This is a genomic window from Roseobacter cerasinus (assembly GCF_009811755.1).
Lineage (GTDB): Bacteria > Pseudomonadota > Alphaproteobacteria > Rhodobacterales > Rhodobacteraceae > Roseobacter > Roseobacter cerasinus.
In genome coordinates this window covers 179,630-202,351 of sequence record NZ_BLIV01000002.1, presented here as the reverse complement: position 1 = coordinate 202,351, position 22,722 = coordinate 179,630, and the positions used below count along the sequence as shown (strand labels likewise).

Here is a 22,722-nt window from a genome sequence, read left to right as displayed (position 1 = left end):
AGAGTCTAGGGGGCAGATCACAAATGGAAAGAGAGCGCGCGGGTGGAGTTTGACCTATCGGCACAGCCGGAGATCGTGCAGCAGGCAGCGGAATATTCGCTGATTGTCTGGGAGCTGGCCAAAAGCTGGGCGCTTAGCCCGGCGGCGTGGTCGCAGTTTGCGCTGCTGATCGTCGCGTATCTGCTGGCCGTGCTGGTCGCCCGGCGGCTGCGCGGGATGTTGACCCGCGTGCTGACCCCGCCAACGGGGTCCGAGACGATGCTGTCACAGACCCGCCGCACGTTGCTGCTGGGTCTGCCCTTGCTGCTGCCACTCTTGGCCTATGGGTTCACGGCCATTGGCGAAAGTGTGGTACGCTCGCTCTTTGACAGTGGCGCAGTGATTGCTTTTGGCAAGCGGCTTTTTCTGTTTCTCGCCGTGCGCACGCTGGTGCGCGAGATCATTTCCGACCCGCTGCTCAAGCTGCTGGGGCGCTATGTGCTGCTGCCGGTTGCAGCGCTCTATGCCGTGGGGCTGCTCGACCCGCTGGCCGCGAAAATGAACGAAATGACCGTCACGCTTGGCAATATCTCCTTCTCGGTGATGGCGCTGGTCCGTGGGGTGATTGCTGGCGGCATCCTCTTCTGGCTGGGTGGGTGGTCCACCCGCCAGACCTCGCAATTCATCGAGGCGCAGGAGGAGATGCGGCCCTCGCTGCGGCAGCTGACGGCAAAGACCATCGAGTTCGCGATTTTCACCGTCGCCTTCCTGCTGCTGCTGAACATTATGGGCATCAACCTCAGCGCGCTGGCTGTCATCGGCGGCGCGGTTGGCGTGGGTCTGGGGTTTGGCCTGCAAAAGATCGCGTCGAACTTCATCTCCGGCGTGATCCTGCTGATCGAAGGGCAGGCCACCGTCGGCGATTACGTGGAGCTTGACGGCGGCGAGGCCGGGCAGATCGTGAAGATGACCGCCCGCGCCGCGATTTTGGAGACCTTCGACGGCCGCTGGATTGTGGTGCCGAACGAGGATTTCATCACCACGCGGGTGGTGAATTACTCTGATTCAGGGTCCGCCAACCGCTATGAGGCGCCGTTCTCGGTCAGCTACGACACCGATATCAACCGCGTGCCGCCGATCATCGAGGCGGCGGTTGCGACGCACCCCGATGTTCTCGACGCGCCCTACCCGCCTGACTGCGAGCTGCGCGGCTTTGGTGACAGTGGCATCGACTTCGCCGTGGAGTTCTGGGTGAACGGGCTGGATGACGGGCCAAACAAGTACACCTCCGATGTGCTCTTCCTGATCTGGAATGCGCTCAAGGACAACGGTATCGAGATCCCCTATCCACACCGGGTGGTGGAGTTCAAAGGCGACCTCCCGCAGGTCTCCGAGTGACCCACGCACTGGTGATTGGCGCAGGGCCTGCGGGGCTGATGGCGGCAGAGGAACTGGCGGCTGCCGGGGTGCGCGTGACCGTGTGCGAGGCCAAGCCCTCGGTCGGGCGCAAGTTCCTGATGGCGGGGAAATCGGGGCTGAACCTGGCCAAGGATGAACCGCTGCAAGAGATGTTGCCGCGATACGTCGAGGCGGCGGAGCCTCTGCGCCCGATGCTGGAGGCCTTTGACGCGCAGGCGGTGCAGGATTGGGCACGCGGGCTGGGGCAGGAGGTTTTCACCGGCTCCACGGGCCGTGTCTTTCCAAAGGCAATGAAGGCGTCGCCGTTGTTGCGCGCCTGGCTCGGGCGGCTTGATGCAGCGGGTGTGCGCCTGCGGACCAACATGCGCTGGCAGGGGTGGCAGGATGGACATGCGGTGTTTGACGGCCCTCAAGGAGCCGAGGTGATCGCGGCGGATGTCACGGTTCTGGCGCTGGGCGGTGCCAGCTGGGCGCGTCTGGGGGCGGACGGTTTGTGGGCCAGTAGCTTGCAGGCCGACGGTATCGCGCTGAGCCACTTCGCGCCCGCGAATGTCGGGCTGAAGATCGGCTGGTCGTCGCATATGCGGAAACACACAGGCGTTGCCCTCAAGGGTGTGCGTTTCACCGCCGGGCCACTGTCGTCCCGTGGGGAGGCTGTGGTTAGCCGAACCGGGCTGGAAGGCGGCGGGGTCTATGAGGTGAGCCGTGCGGTGCGACTGGGTCAGACGCTTTTGGTAGATCTGCTGCCCGACCTCGATATGGCGGAAGTTGAACAACGCCTTGGGCGCGCCCCGGCCAAGGCAAGCCTGTCCAACCGGCTGCGCAAGGCGCTACGCCTCGACCCGGTGAAGATCGCGCTGGCTCAGGAATGTGCGCGGCCTTTGCCACAGGCGCCCGATGACCTTGCGCGCGTGTTGAAAGGGTTGGAGATCAGACATGACGGCCTCTGCCCGATGGATCAGGCGATTTCCGTGGCAGGCGGTGTGCGGTTTGACGCGCTGACAGAGGATTTGATGCTCAAAGCGCGCCCGGGCGTCTTTTGCGCCGGAGAGATGATTGATTGGGAAGCGCCAACGGGCGGCTATCTGATCACCGCCTGCATTGCGACGGGGCGGTGGGCCGGGCGGGGTGCTGCGGCCTATTTGTTAGAAGCTGCCTGAAACGCGGGCCTTTCGCGCAGGGCCTTGGCGTAGTGAAAGACTTTGTCGTCCGTGCGCGGGAACTTGGCGCCAATGGCCCAGTTCAGGCAGTGGCAGGACAGAATATCGGGCAGCGTGATTTCATCTCCCATCAGAAACGGGCCATCAATTCGTTCGGATAGCACAGCCGCCGCGCGCTCGAATTCGAACTTCAGCGTGTCTTTCACGGCGGGTACGCGCCGCTCTTCTGGCAAGACAAAACTGTGCTTGGCGGCAGACCACAGGATCGCATCGAATTCGTCGATCAGCCATAGGGTCATCGCATCCTGCTGTGCCCGCGCGATGGTGCCTGCGGGGGCTGTCAGCTGGCCGTGCTTGTCGGCCAGATATGTCATGATCGCGACCGAATCGGTGAGCACCGCATCCCCATCCACAAGCGCCGGGATCTTGCCCAAGGGGTTGTACTGTCGGGCCTCGTCGGTGCGCGGGGCGGCGGCGATGTGCTCGTAAGGCACGCCCATCTCCTCCAGCATCCACATGACGCGGAACGCGCGGGATTTGGTGGCGCCGATGACCTTGTACATGAACAAATCGCTCCTCTGGCAATCGCGGATCATGGTACAGTTTCACGCAGGACGCCTGCTGACAACTGGTGCCAAAAAATGTCAGCATCCCATGCGATCCAAATCGTGCATTCAATGACCAAGCGGAGTGAGACAATGTCAAAGACCGGAGGGTGCCTGTGCGGCGCCGTGACCTATGAGCTGGCCAACGAGCCGAGTGAAGTCGGGGCCTGCCACTGCAACATGTGTCGCAAGTGGAGCGGGGGCATCTATGTCGGGCTGGAAGTGAAGCAGGATGCGGTCACGTTCAAAGGCGCGGAGAACCTGACTGCATATGCGTCATCCGAGTGGGCGGAGCGGGCGTTTTGCAAGATCTGCGGCAGCAGTGTGTATTACCGGGTCACCGCTCCGGGGCCGCATGCGGGCACCTATCACTTCGGAGCCGGGACAGTGGACGATCTGGGCGATGCCAAGATGACGGGTGAGCTTTTTATCGACAACAAGCCCAAAGGCTACAGCTTTGCCGAAAAGACCCATCAGATGACCACCGAAGAGGTCATGGCGCTCTTTGCGCCGGAATAGCGTGCCTGGAGCGGGCCGTAGACCTGAGACATCCTACAGCATTGTTGAAGCGCCGCTCCGAGGGGTGGCGTGGCAGCGCCTGTTGCGCGCGTGTTTTGAGCGGAGCGGTGTGTCTCGCAGGCTCGGGTCAACGTAGCGGGAGCTGTTGATCGACCTAGAGCGTCTGACGAAATACCTGAAACGTCGCATATCACGTCACGCGTTGAAATCTATGGTTTCAGGCAGCGTTATGTGATTCAGGTTTTTCGCATGACGCTTTAGCGCCCACCGAGCATCGACAGCCGAATGAAAGCACGTTCGACAAGCGCCATGCCGGGGGCGTTCTGCCCGGCGGAGCGCAGCTGCAGGTCGGTATCTGTCAGCAAGGTGATTGCGTTCTCCAGTTTCGCAGCACCCCATTTTCGCGACTGCGCCAACATCCGGTCGCGGTTTGGCCCGAAAATCGCAGGGCGCCCGGAGGTATCGCTGGCGGCCCGGTGCAGGGCACGAAAGTGACGCATCGCCCCGATGCACAGCCCCACCGGTGTCGCGCCTTGCGCCACCAGTTTTTGCATCACCGGGCCAATCTCCTGCGTGCGGGCTTCGGCGACAACCATCAGGATGTCATCAATATCGGCTTCGGTTGAGGTGGGCGCGCAGGCAGTGATATCTGCCAGTGAAACGGGCGCAGCGTCGCCCATCTTGTACAGCGCCAGCTTTTCGATGGTCTGCCGGAAGTCTCCGGGATCAATGGCCTGCGCCAGATCTCCCAGCGCTGCCATGGCGTCGGAGGGGACATCACCGAGGCCCGCATCACGCAGCGCGCCTTCGATCTCGTCCCGCGAGGGCGGGTTGTCGTAGATGGCGGCGGCATAGGCCTGCGGATGTGCCTCAAACGCCTTGCGGATCTTCGAGGTGGGTTTCAGCGCGCCTGCCGTCACCACGATCTGGGCATCCCCCGGCTGCCAGTCCGCGAGGGCAGCGAGCATCGCAGGGGCTGCAGTATCGTTCACTTCTTCCACAAAAACGGCGCGGGGTCCGGGGAAGAAACCTACCGCCTTCACTGCGTCCAACAGCATGGCGGGGTCCTTGCGGATGTCCGCGCCACTCATTCGGCCGAGGCGCATTTCTTCTTCCGCACCCTTGCCCAAAAGAGCGGCCAGCATTTGCTGACGTTTCAGCGCGACGCGCATGCCGTCCGCGCCGTAGATCAGCAGCCCGGTCTTACCCGCATCCGGTTTGGCGAAATAGGCATTGGCATCACGGGTGGACAGCTTCATCCCAGATCGGCGACCAGTGTCCGGGTCACGATCTGGTCGGCCAGCAGGATCATAAGACGCCGCTGTGCATCGCGCCGAGCAGCCACTGTCGCAACGGTTGTGCCTGCGGCGGAGTAGCCGGTGAAGTTTTCCACCTTGCCCGAGGTGACCACCCTGCCGGTGCTGGTTTCGATCAGGGAATAGTTGGCTCGACCGATAATATTGAACCGCGTGGTGCTGCCTTCGCGGTCCACAGCGACGTTCTGTTGGCCAGTGCTGACCGACAGCGTCATCCGGTAGTCCGGATCGACGGCGCGCCCGAGCTTCTCTTCAATGCGCTGGGTGATCAGGAACCCGTTGCGGGTGCTGGGTTCGGCCACAGTGATGCTGTTTTGCAGCTGTGTTGCACCACCGCCGGGCGCGTAGACCGGTGTGAAGCCGCAGGCAGAGAGAGCCAGCGGCAGCATCAGCAGGGTTCTGCGATCAAACAACAACATTCACGATCCGTCCGGGCACCACGATGATCTTCTTGGGGCTGGCGCCATCCAGCGTTCTGATCACAGCCTGATCTGCCAACGCGGCCTTTTCAACCTCTTCTTTCGGCATGTCTGCGGGCACGGTGATTTCCGCCCGGCGCTTGCCGTTCACCTGAATGGGCAGCGTAACCGTGTCAGAGACCAGCATGGCCTCATCCGCCTTGGGCCAGGGCGCCGTCGCAATCAGACCCTCGCCGCCCTGATGCGCCCAGATGTCCTCGGCCAGATGCGGTGTCATCGGCGACATCAGCTGCGCAAGCGTCATCACCGCTTCACGCTGTGCCGCATGGCTCGCCTTGGATTTCTGCAAGGTGGCCGTGAAGGCATAGAGCTTGGCGATGGCCGCATTGAAGCCGAAGCTTTCGATGCCCAGGGTCACGTCATGAATGCAGCCGTGCATGGCGCGCAGCAGCTCTGTGTCGCCTTCACCTTTGGCGGCCTTGTCCATGCCGCCGATCCGGTCGCAGAGATTCCAGACCCGTGTGAGGTGCTTGAACGCGGCCTCGGCGCCCGCGGCAGTCCACTCCACATCGCGTTCGGGGGGCGAATCGCTCAGCACGAACCAGCGCGCCGTATCAGCACCATAGGCGGAGATGATATTGACCGGGTCGACCACATTCTTCTTGGATTTAGACATCTTGGCCGAAGGCACCACCTCGACCATGGGGCCGTCTGCCCCAAGGCGTGCGCCGGATTCGGTCCAATGAATGTCATCGGGGAGATGATAGACGGGCCGCCCTCTTTCGTCTCGGGTCATGTAGATCTCGTGCGTGACCATGCCTTGCGTGAAGAGCGCATCGAATGGCTCCTCTGTGCCTTGCGGCAGATGACCTGTGATCTGCATCGCCCGCGCGAAGTAGCGCGAGTAAAGCAGGTGCAGAATCGCGTGCTCGATACCGCCGATGTATTGATCGACGTTCATCCAATATGCGGCATCCTCTATCGAGGTGGGTGTCTCAGCACCCGGTGCTGTGAACCGGGCAAAGTACCACGACGAATCGACGAAGGTGTCCATCGTGTCGGTCTCGCGTTTGGCCGGTTTGCCGCAGGTGGGGCAGGCCACGTCGCGCCAGGTCGGGTGCCGGTCGAGCGGGTTGCCCGGCACGTCGAAGCTGACGTCATAGGGCAGCTCGATCGGCAGGTTCTCTTTCTTCTCCGGCACCACACCGCAGTCGTCGCAATGCACCACCGGGATCGGGCACCCCCAATATCGCTGCCGGCTGAGGCCCCAGTCTCGCAGGCGATACTTGGTCTGGCCTTTGCCGAGGCCATTTGCCTCGAAATAGTCGATGGTCGCGTCGATGCCCTGCTGGCTGGTGACCTCGGCGATCCCGGCGAAATGGTCGATATAGACGACAGTCTCGGTCTTGGCGGGCACGAGCGCTTCTGTGCCCACTTCGGTCTCATCGTCAGGCATGTAAAAGGCGTTCTGCACTGGCAGGTCATATTTGCGCGCGAAATCGAGGTCACGCTGGTCGTGCGCCGGGCAGCCGAAGACAGCACCCGTACCATAATCTATGAGGACGAAGTTGCCGATCCACACCGGCAATTCCACGCCCTCATAGACCGGGTGCTTGACCCGCAGCCCGGTGTCGATGCCCTTCTTCTCGGCCTTCTCCATGGCCGCCTCGGTCGTGTCCATCTTGCGGCAGTCGTCGATGAAGGCGGTGAGCTCCGGGGTGGTTCCCTCCAGCGCCTTCGAGACCGGATGATCCGGCGAGACGGCAATAAACGACGCCCCGCGCATGGTGTCGGGCCGGGTTGAGTAGCAGAGGATCGTGCCGTCGCCATCGGTGCGCTCAAACGGAATCTCGATCCCCCGGCTCTCACCAATCCAGTTCTCCTGCATCAGGCGGACCTTGGCGGGCCAGTTCTCAAGACCCTCCAGCGCGTCTTTCAACTCACCGGCCATGTCCGAGATCTTGAAGAACCACTGCGTGAGCTCGCGCCGTTCCACCTCTGCGCCCGAGCGCCATCCCTTGCCGTCAATCACCTGCTCATTGGCGAGAACGGTCATGTCAACCGGGTCCCAATTCACTTGGGCGTTCTTGCGGTAAACGAGGCCTGCCTCAAGGAAGTCGAGAAACAGCGCCTGTTGCTGGCCGTAGTACGCCACGTCGCAGGTCGCAAACTCGCGCGACCAGTCGATGGAGAGGCCCAGCGGCTTCATCTGGTCGCGCATGTCCTTGATGTTGCCGTAGGTCCAGTCCTTCGGGTGACCGCCGATGGCCATGGCGGCGTTCTCTGCGGGCATGCCGAACGCATCCCAGCCCATCGGGTGCAGCACGTTGTGACCGGTGGCCAGCTTGTAGCGCGCGATCACGTCGCCCATGGTGTAGTTGCGCACGTGGCCCATGTGGATGCGCCCCGAGGGGTAGGGAAACATCTCCAGCACATAGTATTTCGGTTTGTCGGCGGAGCGCACCGCCTTGAAGATTTCGTCGCGCGCCCAGGCTTCTTGCCAGCGGGCCTCGATCTCGTCGGGGGTGTAACGCGTCATAATGCGTCCTTTTCACGTGTGAGCGCCGGGAGCCGTGGTGATGACGGGGCCCGGTGCTGGTATCCTTGGATTTGAAAAATCTTTGTTCTAGAGCCGGTTGTCGGCGATACGCAGCTGGCGGGCGCGACTTAGGATCGCGTCCTCCACAGCGCGCACGGTTGCGGCACTTGCGGGCCCGCCCTGGGTTTGCAGCGAAACATTCAGCGCGCGCGCATCCAGCGCCGGGTCATTGATCAGTACGGTTGCACGGTAGGCGCGGCCCCCGCCGGGCGGACGACCAAAACCAGTGATGATCACACCGGTGAATGGGTCCACCGATTCCACCGGCAGAAACTCCAGGACCTCAAGCGAGGCGCTCCAGATGTATTTGTTGACGGCGACATTGGTCTCGGTGTTGCGACGGCTGAAGGCTTCCCAGATGGTGGTTGTATCGCGCTCGTCACCTTCGCGGCCCCGGAAGCGTGGGTCGAACCGCTCATCCAGCGCTTCCTGCTCGGCCTCTGTCAGTGGTTCAGGGCTGCAGCCTGCAACACCAGCGGCCAGCAGGGCGATTCCCAACCATCGCGCCACCTTCAATTTGCTCATTTTCGGTGATCCCATGTTCCGTTTGGCGCGACGATACTTAAAATGCATAGGAGCGGCAAGCGGTGGAGATCCAATAAAAGAAGACTAGGAGATGTGGCTGTGTTTCGGTGGTGTGGCAATCAAGCATCAGCTAGTCCGAAAGAGTTTGGCCCGCTTTTCGCGCCCTTGAGATTGGCGCGCCGAAAGGACTATAGCTCAGCATATTCCGGGATCGGGTTAGTGATCCTGGCAATCTCTTAATCTGAGGGTCAGAATATGAAAAAACTCCTTATCGCATCGACAGCGCTGATCGCGACGTCGAGCGTTGTTGGCGCGGACGTCGTGAACGGCGTCGGCAGCTCAACAGTCACACTCGATGGCTACGGCCGCTTCGGTCTGGTACACGACGAAGGCTTCTCCAGCGATGACACACGCATCGAGCAGCGCTTCCGTCTGAACGTCAGCGTTCTGTCTGTGACAGACGGTGGTGTTGAGTTCGGCGGACGGATTCGGTTCCAGTCGGACGAAGGCAATAACGGCGGCGGCGTCGCTCAAAACAGTGCAGCAGAATTCAATGTTGAATCTGGTGGTTTCCGTCTGGACGTCGGTAACACATCGGACGTTCTCGACTCCGGTGATGTGATCGACTACTTCGGCAACACAGGCGTTGGTCTGACCGACTTCGGCGAGATTTCCAGCAACTTCGTCTTGCCTGTTTCTGGTTTCGGTACAAGCGACCCCGATGACGGGGAGGTCATCCCAACAGTCAAAGCGCGTTACGCGGTGGACGCTTTCACCTTCGCAGTCTCGTATCAAGCAGACTCTAGAGATGGCGTAAGCTACGAAGAGTTTCAGATCGGTGTTGGCTACCAGATCAGCGACAACCTGAAAGTCGGCTTTGCTTACGGTGAGGTCCAGAACGTAACTGGAGTGAACGGTCTGAACTCCAACTTGACAGATGACGCGGAATTTGTAGCGATCGGGCTGCATGGTTCGTCCGGTGCCTTCACCTACGACTTGCTGATTGCGGACATCGATATTGATGGCACCGACAATGTTGACACAGCGTTCGGTATTGGTCTTGGCTACGACATCAGCGCCGCGACAGACATCCGCTTTGTTGTCAGCGACAATGGTGTTGACAACAACGACACAGCCTACTCGCTCGGCTTTCGCCACAGCCTCGGCGGTGGCGTAAGTTTGCGCGGCGGTGTCGGTGAAGACGATGGCGGCGACACACGCGCCGACCTGGGTGTGCGCTTCGACTTCTAAGTCGAAACCAAGCTTTAGAAATTGGGGCGGACCTTTCGGTTCGCCCCTTTTCTTTTGTGCCCCGCTGTTATCTTGTGCCCAAATCGAACGGTCGGAGGCACGTATGGCACTGCAAGATATTTCCGAACAGATCGCTAAAGCGGAGGCTGCGGCGGGGCGGCCCGTAGGTTCTGTCACACTCATCGCGGTCTCGAAAGTCCAGCCCAATGCGCGGGTTGAGGCGGTGCTCAAGGAAGGGCATCGGTGTTTCGGCGAAAACCGGGTGCAAGAGGCCGCCGGGAAGTGGCCCGAGTTTCGGGCTGACTTCGACGGGATCGACCTGCATTTGATCGGCCCGCTGCAGACCAACAAGGCGCGGCAGGCGTTCGAGCTCTTTCAAGCCATCCATTCCCTGGACCGTCCGAAGTTGGCCAAGAGTTTCGCACGGCTGGCTCAGGAAACGGGGGGCTGCCCTGCCCTTTTTGTTCAGATCAACACCGGTGAGGAGCCGCAGAAGGCCGGAGTCTTACCGGCAGAGGTCGACGCCTTTGTGGCGGAATGCCGGGCCTTGGATCTTCCGATCAAGGGGCTGATGTGCATTCCGCCCATCGAGGAAGAGGCCTCCTTGCACTTCGCGCTTTTGGCCAAGATCGCCGAGCGCAATGGTTTGAACGGCCTGAGCATGGGGATGAGCGCGGATTTCGAGAGGGCCATCGCCTTGGGCGCAACACATGTTCGGGTCGGCTCCGCCATCTTTGGTGCGCGCACCCCGGGGTGACTACGCCCAGTCTGCGCTGCTTTCCGGCACAATCAGTCGGGTGTGAAAGCGGATGCTGCGCGCCAGCCTCCGCAGATGATGACGCGACAGAGCGATGCAGCCCTCGGTCGGATAACCGGGGCGCCGATACTGATGTATGAAGATGGCTGAGCCACGGCCCGTCACGGCGTAAGGCCAATTCCAATCCGTCAGAATGACAATATCGTAAAGCGGATCGGCACGCCGCAGCTTTTCATGGCTGCCGGAGTAAGGGGCGCGGACCATCATGTTGTAATCTGGCGCCGCCACGTCATCTGACCACAGATCCAAAGGTCCGATGGGCAGCGCCCAATCCGCAGGCCGCGCGATCCGGTCTGCACGGTAGAGCATGCCCACAATCCTGTGGCATCCAATAGGTGTTGCACCGTCGCCCTCGCGCTTGCGCGCTGTGCAGCCGCCCTTGCCCACCGTGCAGGGATAAAGCTGCCCCTGAAACCGCAAGCCCCGGGGAGTGAGGACCAGATCATCGGGGCTCACAACAAATGCCCAGACTTTCGCGCCTTAGTCCGCAGGTAGGCCGTGTTATGCGGATTCTCCCCAACGGCCAGGGGCACGCGTTCGGTCACGTTGATCCCGCTGGCCTGCATCATCTCGACCTTACGCGGGTTGTTGGTCAGCAAACGCACACTCGAAAAGCCAAGCTCTTTTAAGATATCGGAGCCGAGGCGAAAGTCGCGCTCGTCATCCTCGAACCCCAGCCGGTGGTTGGCGTCCACAGTATCAAAGCCCTGATCCTGCAGTGAATAGGCGCGCATCTTATTGGCCAGACCAATACCGCGCCCCTCTTGGTTCATATAGAGCAGCACACCCTCGCCCGCAGCGCCCATCTGTGCCAATGCACCGCGCAGTTGCGGGCCGCAGTCGCATTTCAGCGATCCCATCAGATCACCGGTGAAGCACGCCGAGTGCAGCCGCGCCAGCACCGGTTGCGCGCGATCCGGGCGACCGATTTCAACGGCATAATGCTCCTCGCCGCCATCCTCGGGGCGGAACACATGCAACCGTCCTGCCTCAGACACCTCAAGCGGCAGCCGGGCGCTCACGACCTCATGCAGCGGGCTGCGCAGGGCCAGATGGGGCTGTGCGTCCGCCAAGGAAAAGCACGTCAGCCCATGGGTTGCGGCAAAGGCGCTGGCGTCGTGCAACGGTGTGACAAGCACGGCAGGCAATAACCGTGCTGATTTCGCCAAGCTGAGCGCTGCGCGATGGCTTTCCGCATCTCCCCCACGGGCACAGCGCAGCGGGCCTTTCATCGGTGTCATCAGATCATCTGCGGGGTCCGCAATGCTGCGCACCCAGTCCAGCGTTGCATCCTCCGGCAGCAGAATGCGGGCCAGATCGCCGTCATAGGCGCGTGCTTTCAGCGTCTCTGCGCGGCGCGCGGTGATCGCTAGCACGCTGTCACCCGGCATGTCACGCAGGGCTGTCAGCCGCGCAGCCTCCATCGCCTCGGCGGCGCAAATCAGCACCGGAGCATCGCCATCGATGACGACGGGCACGCCCATGCGCAGGTCGGCGCGGGCACGCGCCAGCTGTTCGGTGATGTCTGGTCCGATGCTCATGATGTTACAATGCCTGAAAAATTCGCTGCTGTTCTAGGCCAATTCGGACAGAATTGAAACATTTCGCCGGGGCTGCAACACGACCGCGTGAGAGATTTTGCCGCCCGGTTGCGCGCGAGGCGCAGAAGGCACATTTTTTCAAAATCCAAGGGAGACAGCCCATGCCACAGTTGAAAAAAATACTTTTGGTCGACGACGATGATGATCTGCGCGAGGCGCTGAGCGAGCAGTTGATCATGACCGAAGACTTTGACGTTTTCGAAGCCGCCAATGGCGCGGACGCCATGCTGCGCGCCAAAGAGGCGCTTTATGATCTGGTGATCCTCGACGTGGGTCTGCCCGATACGGACGGTCGTGAGCTGTGCCGCCTGATGCGCAAACAGGGTGTGAAAAGTCCGATCCTGATGCTGACCGGGCATGACAGCGATGCGGATACGATCCTGGGCCTCGATGCGGGCGCAAATGATTATGTCAGCAAGCCGTTCAAGTTTCCCGTGCTGCTGGCCCGTATCCGCGCGCAGCTGCGGCAGCACGAGCAATCCGAGGATGCGGTGTTTCAGCTGGGCCATTACACCTTCAAGCCGTCCATGAAGATGCTGATCACCGAGGATGAGAAGAAAGTCCGCCTCACCGAGAAAGAGACCAACATCTTGAAATTCCTCTACCGGTCAACCGATGGCGTGGTCCCGCGCGATGTGCTGCTGCACGAGGTCTGGGGGTACAATGCCGGTGTCACCACCCACACGTTGGAGACACACATCTACCGTCTGCGGCAGAAAATCGAGCCTGACCCCTCCAATGCCCGCCTGCTGGTGACAGAATCCGGCGGATATCGTCTCATTGCTTAAGATGTTGGGTTTTTATTAACCATTTTGATCTTATATTCGACTCAGGTGATGGTCATTCACACCTGTTACAGAATCCCGTGTATGTCCGGGTTATGACATACAACCTCCCTGTTGGACTTGGCCGGGCCTTGTGCCCGGTCTTTTTTTGCCCGGAATCCGGCCGAACCGCCACCCTTGTCGGATGCGCATGTTTCGCCATGGCAGAGGGCCGCGTGACGGGCTAGGGTGCCGCGACATCTGATGGGAGCAGACACATGGCCTTTACCCTCGCGACATGGAACATCAACTCCGTTCGGCTGCGCGCAGAGCTTGTCCTGAAACTCATGGCGGAGCATGGCCCCGACGTGCTGTGCCTGCAGGAGTGCAAAAGCCCGGTCGACAAGATCCCGCTGGAGGCCTTTGCCGAGGCGGGATACGGCCACATGGTTGCGCGCGGGCAGAAGGGCTACAACGGCGTCGCCATCCTGTCGAAACTGCCGATGCAGGAGGTGGGCGCGCATGACTTTGCAAGTCTCGGACACGCGCGCCACATTGCCGGGCAGCTGGAAAACGGCGTGACCGTGCACAATTTCTATGTCCCAGCAGGCGGCGATGTGCCTGACCGCGACGTGAACGAGAAGTTTGGCCAGAAACTCGACTATCTGACGGATATGCGGGACTGGTTCCGTGACAACCGCCCCGAAAAGGCGATCCTTGTGGGTGATCTCAACATCGCGCCGCGCGAAGATGATGTCTGGGACCATAAAAAGCTATTGAAAGTTGTCAGTCACACGCCCATCGAGGTCGAGCATCTGGGTCAGACGCAGGACGCGGGCGGCTGGGTCGATGTGACCCGCAATGACATTCCGGAGGGGCGACTTTACAGCTGGTGGTCTTATCGCGCGCGCGACTGGGACGCCGCTGACAAGGGGCGTCGGCTGGACCATGTCTGGGCCAGCGCGGACATCGCCAATGCCGCCCATTCCAGCCGGATCATGCGGGACGTGCGCGGCTGGGAAAAGCCCAGCGATCATGCGCCGGTCTTTGCCGGTTTTGACCTTTGAATCGGGGGCGTTCCTCCCATATAAGATCTGACGCAACCCGGAAGGACAAAGATGATGGACCTGAACCTGAGCGCCGCCCCCACCGATGCCGATTTGATCAAGGACACCACTGAGGCGACCTTTATGGCGGACGTGGTCGAGGCATCGCAGACCGTCCCGGTGATCGTCGATTTCTGGGCGCCCTGGTGCGGTCCCTGCAAGACCCTCGGCCCGCAGTTGGAAGAGGCCGTGCGCGCCGCCAAGGGCGCTGTGAAAATGGTCAAGGTCAATGTTGACGAGGCGCAGATGATCGCCGGTCAGCTGCAGATCCAATCGATCCCCACGGTTTACGCTTTTTTCAAGGGCCAGCCGGTGGATGGGTTTCAGGGCGCCGTGCCGCAATCCGAGATCAAGGCGTTCATTGACCGGGTGGTCAAGGCGGCGGGCGGCGAGGCGCCGGGTGACACGCTGGATGAGGCCGTGGCCGCAGCAGAAGAGATGCTGACCGAGGGGGCCGCGACGGATGCGGCGCAGACCTTTGCGGCCATCCTCGGCGAAGACGCGAACCACGCGGGCGCGTATGGCGGCATGGTGCGTGCCCATATCGCCATGGGCGAGCTGGATCAGGCGGAAGCGATCCTCAACGGGGCGCCCGCAGAAATATCGAATTCGCCCGAATTGGAAGCGGCTCACGCGCAGCTTGAGCTGGCGCGTCAGGCCGAAAGTGCAGGGCCACAGGATGAGTTGAGATCAGCGGTCGAGGCCAGCCCGGATGATCATCAGGCCCGGTTTGATCTGGCCCTGGCGCTGCATGCCGGTGGCGATGTCGATGGCGCTGTCGCTGAACTCTTGGAGCTGTTCCGCCGAGACCGCGAGTGGAACGAAGGTGCTGCCAAGACACAGCTTTTCACCATTTTTGATGCGCTCAAACCAAATGACCCGGTGGTCCTGAACGGGCGGCGCAAACTCAGCTCAATGATATTTGCCTGACGCGGCCCACGGGCTAGATCTTCTTCCATGATAAAGGCCGCTGAGCTCCCCGATACCATTGCAATCTTTCCGTTGTCCGGGGCGCTGTTGCTGCCGCGGGCGCGGTTGCCACTGCACATATTCGAGCCACGCTATCTGCAGATGCTGGAAGATGCGCTCAAGACCCCGGCCCGGTTGATCGGGATGATTCAACCCAACGAGGTTCCGGGGCGGGCCGGACCTGGCTTGCACTCCATTGGATGTGCGGGGCGGATCACACAGTTTTCGGAAACCGAGGACGGGCGCTATCTGATCACATTGGGTGGTGTATCGCGTTTTCGTGTGGTGCAGGAGGTTCAGGGGTTCACGCCCTATCGGCGCTGTGATGTCAAATGGGACGGGTTCGACCGCGACCTCGGCCCTGACGAGAAGGACAGCGGGTTTGATCGGCCGGAGTTCATGACACTGCTCGGGCGCTACTTCGATGCGCGGGAGCTGTCAGCCGACTGGGACACCTTGAAAGACGCCGATGATGAATTGCTGATCAACTCGTTATCAATGATGCTGGATTTCGACCCGGAGGACAAACAGGCGCTGCTGGAGGCCCCTTCCTTGCCAACCCGCCGCGAGACCCTGATCACCCTGATTGAATACCAGCTGCGCGGCGGCAGTGAGAGTGAGATGATCCAATGACAGATATCACAGTGACCGAGTTCGACCGGCATATGCTGGAGGCGCTGATTTGCCCGCGCAGTCAGACCACGCTCAAATACGATGCGGAGCGGCAGGAGCTGATTTCTGCTGCGGCCAACCTCGCTTATCCGATCCGCAACGGCATCCCGGTCATGCTGGTGGACGAGGCGCGGGTGCTCGATTAGAGCGATTTGCCTTGCAGCAGTCGCGGCAGATCACCTGTCAGCCCCGCAGCTTCGCGGATGAACCCACGGCGCAAGCCTGGCAGACGGGCCACCACGCCCATCCCGAGGTCGCGAATGCCGCGTACTAAAGAATTATCATTCGAGAACAACTTGTTGAACGTGTCCGTCGCCAAGGCCAGCGTTACATTGTCAAAGCGTCGCCATTGCTGATAGCGGCCCAGGACCGACGTTGAGCCAATGTCTTCGCCCCGCCGCGCGGCGTCCGCAATCACATCTGCAAGGGCGGCGATGTCGCGGATGCCGGCGTTCAGCCCTTGCCCGGCAATCGGGTGGACCCCATGTGCCGCGTCTCCCACCAGTGCGACGCGGGGTGCGATCAGCGCATTGGCCAGCGACAGCGAGAGCGGATAGGTGAACCGGGCGCCTGCCAGCGAAATCTCTCCCAGAAAGCTGCCAAAGCGGGGACGCAGCACGTCCAGATACGCAGCCTCGGGCAGAGCGTTGATGGCCTGAGCGTTGGCGTCGGTTTCGCTCCAGACGATGGAGGAGCGGTCCCCGGTCAGTGGCAGGATCGCCAGCGGACCGGGCGGCATGAAGAACTGATGCGCCACCCCGTGGTGGGGCTGCGCGTGTTTGATCGCACAGACCAGCGCCGTTTGCCCGTAACCCCAGCCCGTGCGCGAGATACCTGCGCGTTTGGCCGTCCCCGACGCGCGGCCATCGCACCCAACCAACAGCCGCCCGCACAGTGTTTTGCCGGATGCGAGCGACACGGTCACCCTGGTGGGCGCGACCTCCTGCGCCAGGACCTCTTCGTTGTTGACCAGCGTGATCAGCGGAGAGGCCTTTGCAGCCTGCAGGAGCGCGGGCCTCAGGTGCCGGTCCTCGACCATAAAGCCCATGGGGCCTTCCTCGATCTCCGCATGGTCGAAATGCATGAAGAAGGGCGAGGGGCCTTCGCCCGCACGCCCGTCCGTTACCTTGATGTCGAGCATGGGTTGCGCCACGTTTTCAAGCGTGTCCCATAGGCCCAAGGCCTTGAAAAGGCGCGTTGATGTGAGCGCCAGCGCATAGGAGCGCCCGTCAAACCCCGTGCTCTTGCGGGTCTTGAGCGGAAGTGCATCAATGAGGGTCACACTCTGCCCGGCGCTGGCCAACGCAAGCGCCAGGGCGGGGCCGTTCAGCCCGCCGCCCACGATAAGGATATCGCTGTCAGTTTTCATAGGTCTGACATAGGGCGCGCGGCGGGGGATTGTCCATGCGCGCAAGCGTCGCTACCGTCGCGCGAGGCAGAGAAGGAGCGGATCATGCAGGCATGGCTGGAGATGACGGCGGCGGATCTTGGGCGCGGGATCGCGGCGGGAGAGATCGACCCCGTGGCGCTGACGCAGACCTACCTGGATGCCATCGACGCCCATCCGCATCGCGATGACATCTATGCCCGCGTCACGCCGGAGCGGGCCTTGGCCGAGGCGACGGCTGCCGCCACGCGGGCTGCCTCCGGCACGCGGCTCTCGCCGCTCGACGGCGTGCCGATCAGCTGGAAAGACCTGTTCGATACAGCGGGTGTTGTGACCGAAGCAGGCTCCAAACTGCTGGAAGGCCGTGTGCCGGACGCCGATGCGCGGGTGCTGACGAATGCCTCTGCGGCTGGGCTGGTCTGTCTTGGCAAAACGAATATGTCGGAGCTGGCCTTCTCCGGCCTCGGCTATAACCCCAACACTGGCACGCCGCCTTGCGTGAACGATGCTGAGGCGGTGCCGGGTGGATCATCCTCGGGGGCGGCAGCCTCGGTTGCCTTTGGGCTGGCCGCAGCGGGCATCGGGTCTGACACCGGCGGATCGGTGCGCATTCCGTCCGCGTGGAACGATCTGGTTGGGCTAAAAACCACCTCCGGGCGGCTGAGCCTCGAAGGCGTGGTGCCTCTGGCGCTGAAATTCGATACGGTGGGGCCGCTCTGCCGCTCGGTCGAGGATGCTGCCCTTCTGCTTGCGGTGATGGAGGGGCGTCCGGCGCCGGATTTGAACGGCGCAAGCCTGCAGGGCAAGCGGTTTGCGGTGCTGAACACCGTCGCTCTCGACGATCTTCGGGGCGAACCGACCGAGGCGTTTCAACAGGCTTTGTTGACGTTCACCACAGTTGGCGCATCGGTTGAGCACATTGAGATGCCCGAGATGGAAACCGCGATGGAGCAGGCCAGTTGTCTCTATACATCAGAGGCTTACGGTCTCTGGCGCGATGTGATCGAGGCGAACCCGGACGCAATGTACAGCGAAATCCTCGAACGGTTCCGGATCGGCAAAACCTATTCTGGCCCGGACTACGTGGCCGCCTGGGCGGCGCTCGATGCGGCGCGGGCGGCTTATGATCGAGCGACTTGTGCCTATGACGCGGTGCTGCTGCCGACGGCGCCGATCCTGCCGCCGAAACTGGAGCGGCTGAACAGTGATCACGACTACTACGTGCAGGAAAACCTGCTGACCTTGCGCAACACACGCATGGGCAATCTGATGGGGCTTTGTGCGCTGACGCTGCCCACGGGTGTGCCCAGTTGCGGCGTGATGATGATGGCCGCACCAAACAGCGAAGCGGCCCTGCTGCGTCTTGGCGCGGCGGCTGAGGCGGCCTTGGCCTAAAAGCCACAAACTCGGACAAAGCCGCGCGTTTTTGTGGACGGCGCCGCCACCCTTCGGTAGTTTGAAAGAAACGGGACGTGAACGATCCCGATCTGAGGCAGTTTTGATGGTGTATCCTGAGCGGTTTTCGAACCTTCCGGCACATGCGTGGCCGCGCTTGCGCGCGTTGCTTGACGCCCATGAGGGCGGCGGGCCGACAATCCACATGACCATTGGCGAGCCGAAACATGCCTTTCCGGCCTGGGTTATGGATGTGATTGCCGAGAACGCGAGTGGCTTCAACAGCTACCCGCCCAATGACGGCACACCGGAACTGCGCGCAGCCATCGCCGGGTTTGTCCAGCGCCGCTATGGCGTGCCGCTGGACCCGGACCGCAATGTGATGGCGCTGAACGGCACGCGCGAGGGGCTCTACAATGCCGTCATGGCGCTCTGCCCGGAGACAAAAAACGGCCAGCGCCCGGCGATCCTGATGCCAAACCCCTTCTATCAGGTCTATATGATTGCCGCGCTGTCGGTTGGGGCCGATCCGATCATGGTGCCCGCCACACTGGAAAACGGCCATCTGCCGGATTTCTCCAGCGTGCCTGAGGATGTGTTGAACCGCACCACCGCTGTCTATATTTGCTCGCCTGCGAATCCGCAGGGCGCCGTGGCTTCGCGGGCGTATTGGCAGGATCTGATCGCGCTGGCAGAGCAGTATGATTTCAAGATCTTCGCGGATGAATGCTATTCCGAGATCTACCGCGACACGCCGCCCGTCGGTGCGCTGCAGGTGGCGCATGAGCAGGGTGCCGACCTCAACCGTGTGGTGATCTTTCACTCGCTTTCTAAACGTTCGAATCTGCCCGGCCTGCGGTCTGGGTTCGTCGCGAGCGGCGTCGAGAACATCCGCGAAATCCAGCAACTGCGCAATTTCGCCGGGACACCGCTGCCCCAGCCCTTGCAAGCCGCTGCGGCGGCCGTTTGGAACGACGAGGCACATGTGGTCGAGAACCGCGCGCTCTATGTGGAAAAATACGAGCTGGCCGACCGTATCCTTGGCAATGTGCCGGGCTATGCCAGCCCCGAGGCCGGGTTTTTCCTGTGGCTGCCAGTGGAAAGTGACGAGGCCGCCGCGGTCAAGCTCTGGCGCGAGACCGGTGTGCGGGTGTTGCCCGGCGGCTATCTCGCGCAGGATTGGGACGGTGGCAACCCGGGGCAAGGCTATATCAGGGCCGCGATGGTGGCCCCAAAAGCGGAGACGGAGCGCGGGATCGAATTGATCCGCGACTGCCTCTATCCGCAGTAAAGTACGAGGGATCAGAGCATGGCATATCAGACACGCGGGCGCGACCCACTCCTGGATAGCTCCATGGCCGAGGCGGTCGAGAAGCGCGGGAAGGAACTGCTGGGGCTGGTCCTGATCGCGCTGGGGTGCATGGCCTGCGCGATGATCGCCTCCTACACACCGGATGATCCCAACTGGATGGTCTCCACGGATGCGCCGGTGCAGAACTGGATGGGGCGTCCGGGGGCGTCTTTGGCCGCGCCGCTTTTCATGATTGTGGGCTGGGGGGCCTGGGGCATCGGTCTTGTGCTGCTGGCTTGGGGCCTGCGGTTTGCACTGCATCAGGGCTCGGAACGCGCGATTGGACGGCTGATCTTTGCGCCGATCGCGATTGCGCTTGGCTCCATCTATGCCGCGACGCTGTCACCTGATGGCAATTGGCTCGATACCCACAGCTTTGGTTTGGGCGGTCTTTTTGGCGATACGGTCATGGGTTTTGTGCTGACTCTGCTGCCCATCGGGTCCACCTTCACCGTCAAGCTGATGTCCATTCTGATGGCCTTGGGCATTCTGGCTTTCGGGGCCTTTGTGACCGGGTTCACCAAGCCGGAGTTGATGCGCATCGGGCGCTTCCTGCTGGTGGGCGTGGTGATGATCTATGCTGGTATCCTGGCGCTGCTCGGCCGAGGGGCCAGCGGGGCGCTGGCAACGGCGCAGTCCCTGTCGGCCCGTCATGCAGAACGACGCGCCGAGGCGCGCGAAGCCCGCGCAGCGCAAATCGCTGCTGAGACCGTGCACTCGGAGGTCGCGCCCGCCCATGGTGCGCCGGAGTTTCAGGACATGCAGGCTGATCCCAAGCCAAGCCTGTTCTCCAGAATGCCGGGCCTGATCAAACGGGCCGAGACCCTGCCAGAGCCGGAACTGGTCGAGGCAGACATGGTGATGGACGTCGAGGACGCACCCGGCGATGACCGTATCCGCGCCCGCATCGCCGATGTTATCAAATCCCGTGCCCGCACCAGCAAGGCGGTTCAGACGCCGCAGACCGCCCCGCTGACCCGTGGGCGGGGGCGGGGGCCGGATGCGCTTGTGCTTGATACCAGCGGTGCCCGGGTCGAACCGCCGCTGACTGCACGGGTTGGCGCGGCCATTCCGCCTGCACCCGAGGACGATATGGATATTATGGCGGCCCCTGACGCCGAACCGGCTGTGGAGATCCCGGCTGCTCCGGTGGCTGAGCCGCGTCGCGTGGTGCAGCAACCGTCGCGCAAGCCGGTGCAGCCGTCGACCCGCGCAAAGGCTGAAGCACAGCCCAAGCTGTCCTTTGACGACACGCACCCGGGGTTTGAGCTGCCGCCACTGAGCCTGCTGGAAAATCCGATCAACGTCCCGCGTCTGCAACTGAGCGATGAGGCGCTGGAAGAAAACGCGCGCATGCTGGAATCGGTGCTCGACGACTACGGCGTGAAGGGTGAAATTGTGGCGGTGCGCCCCGGCCCCGTTGTGACCATGTACGAGCTGGAGCCGGCACCGGGCCTGAAAGCCTCCCGTGTGATTGGTCTGGCCGACGACATTGCGCGCTCCATGGCGGCGCTGTCGGCGCGGGTCTCGACCGTTCCGGGCCGCTCGGTCATCGGGATCGAACTGCCCAACGACAGCCGTGAGAAGGTCGTGCTGCGCGAGATCCTGTCGGCCCGCGACTTTGGCGACAGCAACATGCGCCTGCCGCTCGCTCTGGGCAAGGATATTGGCGGTGACCCGGTGGTCGCGAACCTCGCCAAGATGCCCCACCTGTTGATCGCAGGGACGACCGGGTCCGGTAAATCCGTGGCGATCAACACCTTCATCCTGTCACTGCTTTACAAGCTGACGCCGGAAGAATGCCGTATGATCATGATCGACCCGAAGATGCTGGAACTCAGCGTTTATGACGGCATCCCCCATCTGCTCAGCCCGGTTGTGACCGATCCGAAGAAAGCGGTTGTGGCCCTGAAATGGGTCGTGGGCGAGATGGAAGAGCGCTATCGCAAGATGTCCAAGATGGGCGTGCGCAACATCGAAGGGTTCAATGGCCGTGTCCGCGAGGCGCTGGCCAAAGGTGAGATGTTCACCCGCACAGTGCAGACCGGTTTTGACGATGAGACCGGCGAGCCGGTCTTCGAGACCGAGGAGAACACGCCCGAGGCGCTGCCCTACATCGTCGTGATCGTGGACGAGATGGCCGACCTTATGATGGTCGCGGGTAAGGAAATCGAGGCCTGCATCCAGCGTCTGGCGCAGATGGCGCGGGCCTCAGGCATTCATCTGATCATGGCGACACAACGCCCGTCGGTCGACGTGATCACCGGAACGATCAAGGCGAACTTCCCCACGCGGATTTCTTTCCAGGTGACCTCGAAAATCGACAGCCGCACCATTCTGGGCGAGATGGGGGCGGAGCAACTGCTGGGCATGGGCGACATGCTCTATATGGCGGGCGGGGCCAAGATCACGCGGTGCCACGGGCCGTTTGTGTCCGATGAAGAGGTGGAGGAGATTGTGAACCACCTCAAGGCCTATGGCGCGCCGGACTATGTATCGGGCGTGGTCGAGGGGCCGTCGGACGACAAGGAAAGCGACATCGACCTTGTGCTGGGGCTTGGTGGCAACACAGATGGGGAAGATGCGCTCTATGATCAGGCGGTGCAGGTGGTGATCAACGACCGCAAATGCTCGACCAGCTACATCCAGCGGAAACTCGCCATTGGCTACAACAAGGCCGCGCGCCTTGTGGAGCAGATGGAAGAACAGGGGTTGGTCTCGGCCGCGAACCACGTGGGCAAGCGCGAGATTCTGGTGCCGGAACAAGGCTGAACCTCGCGCGTTAGATCCGCGATCCCTGAGATATCAGGCGGGTTTTCACCGCTGCTATCGCATATCAGCCCGCCCGATCTTATGTCGGGTCGGAGA

General features: G+C 61.9%; 21 protein-coding genes. 13 read left to right on the top strand and 8 right to left on the bottom strand.

The features are described 5' to 3' along the window. Nucleotides 1-42: 42 nt before the first annotated feature. Together So717_RS04805 and So717_RS04800 are read left to right on the top strand one after the other, a co-directional pair. Nucleotides 43-1,377: a mechanosensitive ion channel family protein gene (locus So717_RS04805; RefSeq protein ID WP_159975078.1), complete on the top strand. Its 1,335-nt coding sequence runs from the start codon at nt 43-45 to the stop codon at nt 1,375-1,377. Further along, nucleotides 1,374-2,558 (top strand): TIGR03862 family flavoprotein, encoded by a 1,185-nt coding sequence (locus tag So717_RS04800; RefSeq protein ID WP_159975077.1) that lies wholly within the window; start codon nt 1,374-1,376, stop codon nt 2,556-2,558. Before So717_RS04805 ends, So717_RS04800 begins: the two co-directional genes overlap by 4 nt. Here So717_RS04800 and So717_RS04795 read toward each other — a convergent pair. Further along, nucleotides 2,537-3,121, bottom strand: coding sequence for a glutathione S-transferase family protein (locus So717_RS04795; RefSeq protein WP_159975076.1), 585 nt, complete (start codon nt 3,119-3,121; stop codon nt 2,537-2,539). The genes So717_RS04800 and So717_RS04795 overlap by 22 nt on opposite strands. A gap of 135 nt (nt 3,122-3,256) precedes the next feature. Here So717_RS04795 and So717_RS04790 point away from each other — a divergent pair, with 135 nt between their 5' ends. Further along, complete coding sequence (locus So717_RS04790) at nt 3,257-3,682, top strand: GFA family protein (RefSeq protein WP_159975075.1); 426 nt, start codon at nt 3,257-3,259, stop codon at nt 3,680-3,682. Between the two features lie 257 nt (nt 3,683-3,939). Here the strand turns inward: So717_RS04790 and holA are convergent, their stop codons facing one another. The 4 genes from holA to So717_RS04770 all read right to left on the bottom strand — a co-directional run bounded on the left by holA (nt 3,940) and on the right by So717_RS04770 (nt 8,541). Next, nucleotides 3,940-4,941 carry a DNA polymerase III subunit delta gene (holA, locus tag So717_RS04785; protein WP_159975074.1) on the bottom strand — a complete coding sequence of 334 codons (1,002 nt, stop codon included), beginning with the start codon at nt 4,939-4,941 and terminating at the stop codon, nt 3,940-3,942. Next, the gene (lptE, locus tag So717_RS04780; protein ID WP_159975073.1) at nt 4,938-5,417 is read right to left on the bottom strand and encodes an LPS assembly lipoprotein LptE; all 480 of its coding nucleotides are present in this window, start codon (nt 5,415-5,417) and stop codon (nt 4,938-4,940) included. Before lptE ends, holA begins: the two co-directional genes overlap by 4 nt. Further along, a complete protein-coding gene (leuS, locus tag So717_RS04775; RefSeq protein ID WP_159975072.1) occupies nt 5,404-7,956 on the bottom strand; it encodes a leucine--tRNA ligase in 2,553 nt (850 codons plus the stop codon). Before leuS ends, lptE begins: the two co-directional genes overlap by 14 nt. Nucleotides 7,957-8,043: 87 nt before the next feature. After that, a complete protein-coding gene (locus So717_RS04770) occupies nt 8,044-8,541 on the bottom strand; it encodes a DUF3576 domain-containing protein (RefSeq protein WP_159975071.1) in 498 nt (165 codons plus the stop codon). A 255-nt stretch (nt 8,542-8,796) separates the two neighbouring features. Between So717_RS04770 and So717_RS04765 the strand changes: the two genes are divergently transcribed. Both So717_RS04765 and So717_RS04760 read left to right on the top strand, forming a co-directional pair. Next, on the top strand, nt 8,797-9,792 hold the full coding sequence (locus So717_RS04765) for a porin (protein WP_159975070.1): 996 nt from the start codon (nt 8,797-8,799) through the stop codon (nt 9,790-9,792). A gap of 103 nt (nt 9,793-9,895) precedes the next feature. Further along, nucleotides 9,896-10,549, top strand: a complete 654-nt coding sequence (locus So717_RS04760; protein ID WP_159975069.1) for a YggS family pyridoxal phosphate-dependent enzyme — start codon at nt 9,896-9,898, stop codon at nt 10,547-10,549. On the opposite strand, the gene So717_RS04755 is transcribed toward So717_RS04760, so the two are convergent. After that, nucleotides 10,550-11,065, bottom strand: a complete 516-nt coding sequence (locus So717_RS04755; RefSeq protein WP_159975068.1) for a L,D-transpeptidase family protein — start codon at nt 11,063-11,065, stop codon at nt 10,550-10,552. After that, nucleotides 11,062-12,150 (bottom strand): GTP cyclohydrolase II, encoded by a 1,089-nt coding sequence (ribA, locus tag So717_RS04750; protein ID WP_159975067.1) that lies wholly within the window; start codon nt 12,148-12,150, stop codon nt 11,062-11,064. Before ribA ends, So717_RS04755 begins: the two co-directional genes overlap by 4 nt. Nucleotides 12,151-12,311: 161 nt before the next feature. Here ribA and So717_RS04745 point away from each other — a divergent pair, with 161 nt between their 5' ends. From So717_RS04745 to So717_RS04725, 5 genes are all read left to right on the top strand, one after another. Continuing rightward, the gene (locus tag So717_RS04745) at nt 12,312-12,998 is read left to right on the top strand and encodes a response regulator transcription factor (RefSeq protein ID WP_159975066.1); all 687 of its coding nucleotides are present in this window, start codon (nt 12,312-12,314) and stop codon (nt 12,996-12,998) included. A gap of 254 nt (nt 12,999-13,252) precedes the next feature. Further along, on the top strand, nt 13,253-14,041 hold the full coding sequence (locus So717_RS04740) for an exodeoxyribonuclease III (RefSeq protein WP_159975065.1): 789 nt from the start codon (nt 13,253-13,255) through the stop codon (nt 14,039-14,041). A gap of 51 nt (nt 14,042-14,092) precedes the next feature. Then, nucleotides 14,093-15,010 (top strand): thioredoxin, encoded by a 918-nt coding sequence (gene trxA / locus So717_RS04735; protein WP_159975064.1) that lies wholly within the window; start codon nt 14,093-14,095, stop codon nt 15,008-15,010. A gap of 27 nt (nt 15,011-15,037) precedes the next feature. After that, nucleotides 15,038-15,682 carry an LON peptidase substrate-binding domain-containing protein gene (locus So717_RS04730; RefSeq protein ID WP_159975063.1) on the top strand — a complete coding sequence of 215 codons (645 nt, stop codon included), beginning with the start codon at nt 15,038-15,040 and terminating at the stop codon, nt 15,680-15,682. Then, nucleotides 15,679-15,867: a Trm112 family protein gene (locus So717_RS04725; RefSeq protein WP_159975062.1), complete on the top strand. Its 189-nt coding sequence runs from the start codon at nt 15,679-15,681 to the stop codon at nt 15,865-15,867. The genes So717_RS04730 and So717_RS04725 overlap by 4 nt, the downstream gene beginning before the upstream one ends. Here So717_RS04725 and So717_RS04720 read toward each other — a convergent pair. Beyond that, nucleotides 15,864-17,090: an FAD-dependent monooxygenase gene (locus So717_RS04720; RefSeq protein ID WP_159975061.1), complete on the bottom strand. Its 1,227-nt coding sequence runs from the start codon at nt 17,088-17,090 to the stop codon at nt 15,864-15,866. The genes So717_RS04725 and So717_RS04720 overlap by 4 nt on opposite strands. Nucleotides 17,091-17,174: 84 nt before the next feature. On the opposite strand from So717_RS04720, the gene So717_RS04715 reads away from it, so the two are divergent. The 3 genes from So717_RS04715 to So717_RS04705 all read left to right on the top strand — a co-directional run bounded on the left by So717_RS04715 (nt 17,175) and on the right by So717_RS04705 (nt 22,626). Beyond that, nucleotides 17,175-18,503 (top strand): amidase, encoded by a 1,329-nt coding sequence (locus So717_RS04715; RefSeq protein ID WP_159975060.1) that lies wholly within the window; start codon nt 17,175-17,177, stop codon nt 18,501-18,503. Nucleotides 18,504-18,612: 109 nt separating this feature from the next. Then, nucleotides 18,613-19,794 carry an aminotransferase class I/II-fold pyridoxal phosphate-dependent enzyme gene (locus So717_RS04710; RefSeq protein ID WP_159975612.1) on the top strand — a complete coding sequence of 394 codons (1,182 nt, stop codon included), beginning with the start codon at nt 18,613-18,615 and terminating at the stop codon, nt 19,792-19,794. Nucleotides 19,795-19,812: 18 nt separating this feature from the next. Then, nucleotides 19,813-22,626, top strand: coding sequence for a DNA translocase FtsK (locus tag So717_RS04705; RefSeq protein ID WP_159975059.1), 2,814 nt, complete (start codon nt 19,813-19,815; stop codon nt 22,624-22,626). The last annotated feature ends 96 nt before the right edge of the window (nt 22,627-22,722 follow it).

Bases quoted from the DNA above. Each gene is read 5' to 3' on its own strand.
- So717_RS04795 (WP_159975076.1), bottom strand. From the start codon at position 3,121: ATGTACAAGGTCATCGGCGCCACCAAATCCCGCGCGTTCCGCGTCATG.
- So717_RS04790 (WP_159975075.1), top strand. From the start codon at position 3,257: ATGTCAAAGACCGGAGGGTGCCTGTGCGGCGCCGTGACCTATGAGCTG.
- holA (WP_159975074.1), bottom strand. From the start codon at position 4,941: ATGAAGCTGTCCACCCGTGATGCCAATGCCTATTTCGCCAAACCGGAT.
- lptE (WP_159975073.1), bottom strand. From the start codon at position 5,417: ATGTTGTTGTTTGATCGCAGAACCCTGCTGATGCTGCCGCTGGCTCTC.
- leuS (WP_159975072.1), bottom strand. From the start codon at position 7,956: ATGACGCGTTACACCCCCGACGAGATCGAGGCCCGCTGGCAAGAAGCC.
- So717_RS04770 (WP_159975071.1), bottom strand. From the start codon at position 8,541: ATGAGCAAATTGAAGGTGGCGCGATGGTTGGGAATCGCCCTGCTGGCC.
- So717_RS04765 (WP_159975070.1), top strand. From the start codon at position 8,797: ATGAAAAAACTCCTTATCGCATCGACAGCGCTGATCGCGACGTCGAGC.
- So717_RS04760 (WP_159975069.1), top strand. From the start codon at position 9,896: ATGGCACTGCAAGATATTTCCGAACAGATCGCTAAAGCGGAGGCTGCG.
- ribA (WP_159975067.1), bottom strand. From the start codon at position 12,150: ATGAGCATCGGACCAGACATCACCGAACAGCTGGCGCGTGCCCGCGCC.
- So717_RS04745 (WP_159975066.1), top strand. From the start codon at position 12,312: ATGCCACAGTTGAAAAAAATACTTTTGGTCGACGACGATGATGATCTG.
- So717_RS04740 (WP_159975065.1), top strand. From the start codon at position 13,253: ATGGCCTTTACCCTCGCGACATGGAACATCAACTCCGTTCGGCTGCGC.
- trxA (WP_159975064.1), top strand. From the start codon at position 14,093: ATGATGGACCTGAACCTGAGCGCCGCCCCCACCGATGCCGATTTGATC.
- So717_RS04730 (WP_159975063.1), top strand. From the start codon at position 15,038: ATGATAAAGGCCGCTGAGCTCCCCGATACCATTGCAATCTTTCCGTTG.
- So717_RS04725 (WP_159975062.1), top strand. From the start codon at position 15,679: ATGACAGATATCACAGTGACCGAGTTCGACCGGCATATGCTGGAGGCG.
- So717_RS04720 (WP_159975061.1), bottom strand. From the start codon at position 17,090: ATGAAAACTGACAGCGATATCCTTATCGTGGGCGGCGGGCTGAACGGC.
- So717_RS04715 (WP_159975060.1), top strand. From the start codon at position 17,175: ATGCAGGCATGGCTGGAGATGACGGCGGCGGATCTTGGGCGCGGGATC.
- So717_RS04705 (WP_159975059.1), top strand. From the start codon at position 19,813: ATGGCATATCAGACACGCGGGCGCGACCCACTCCTGGATAGCTCCATG.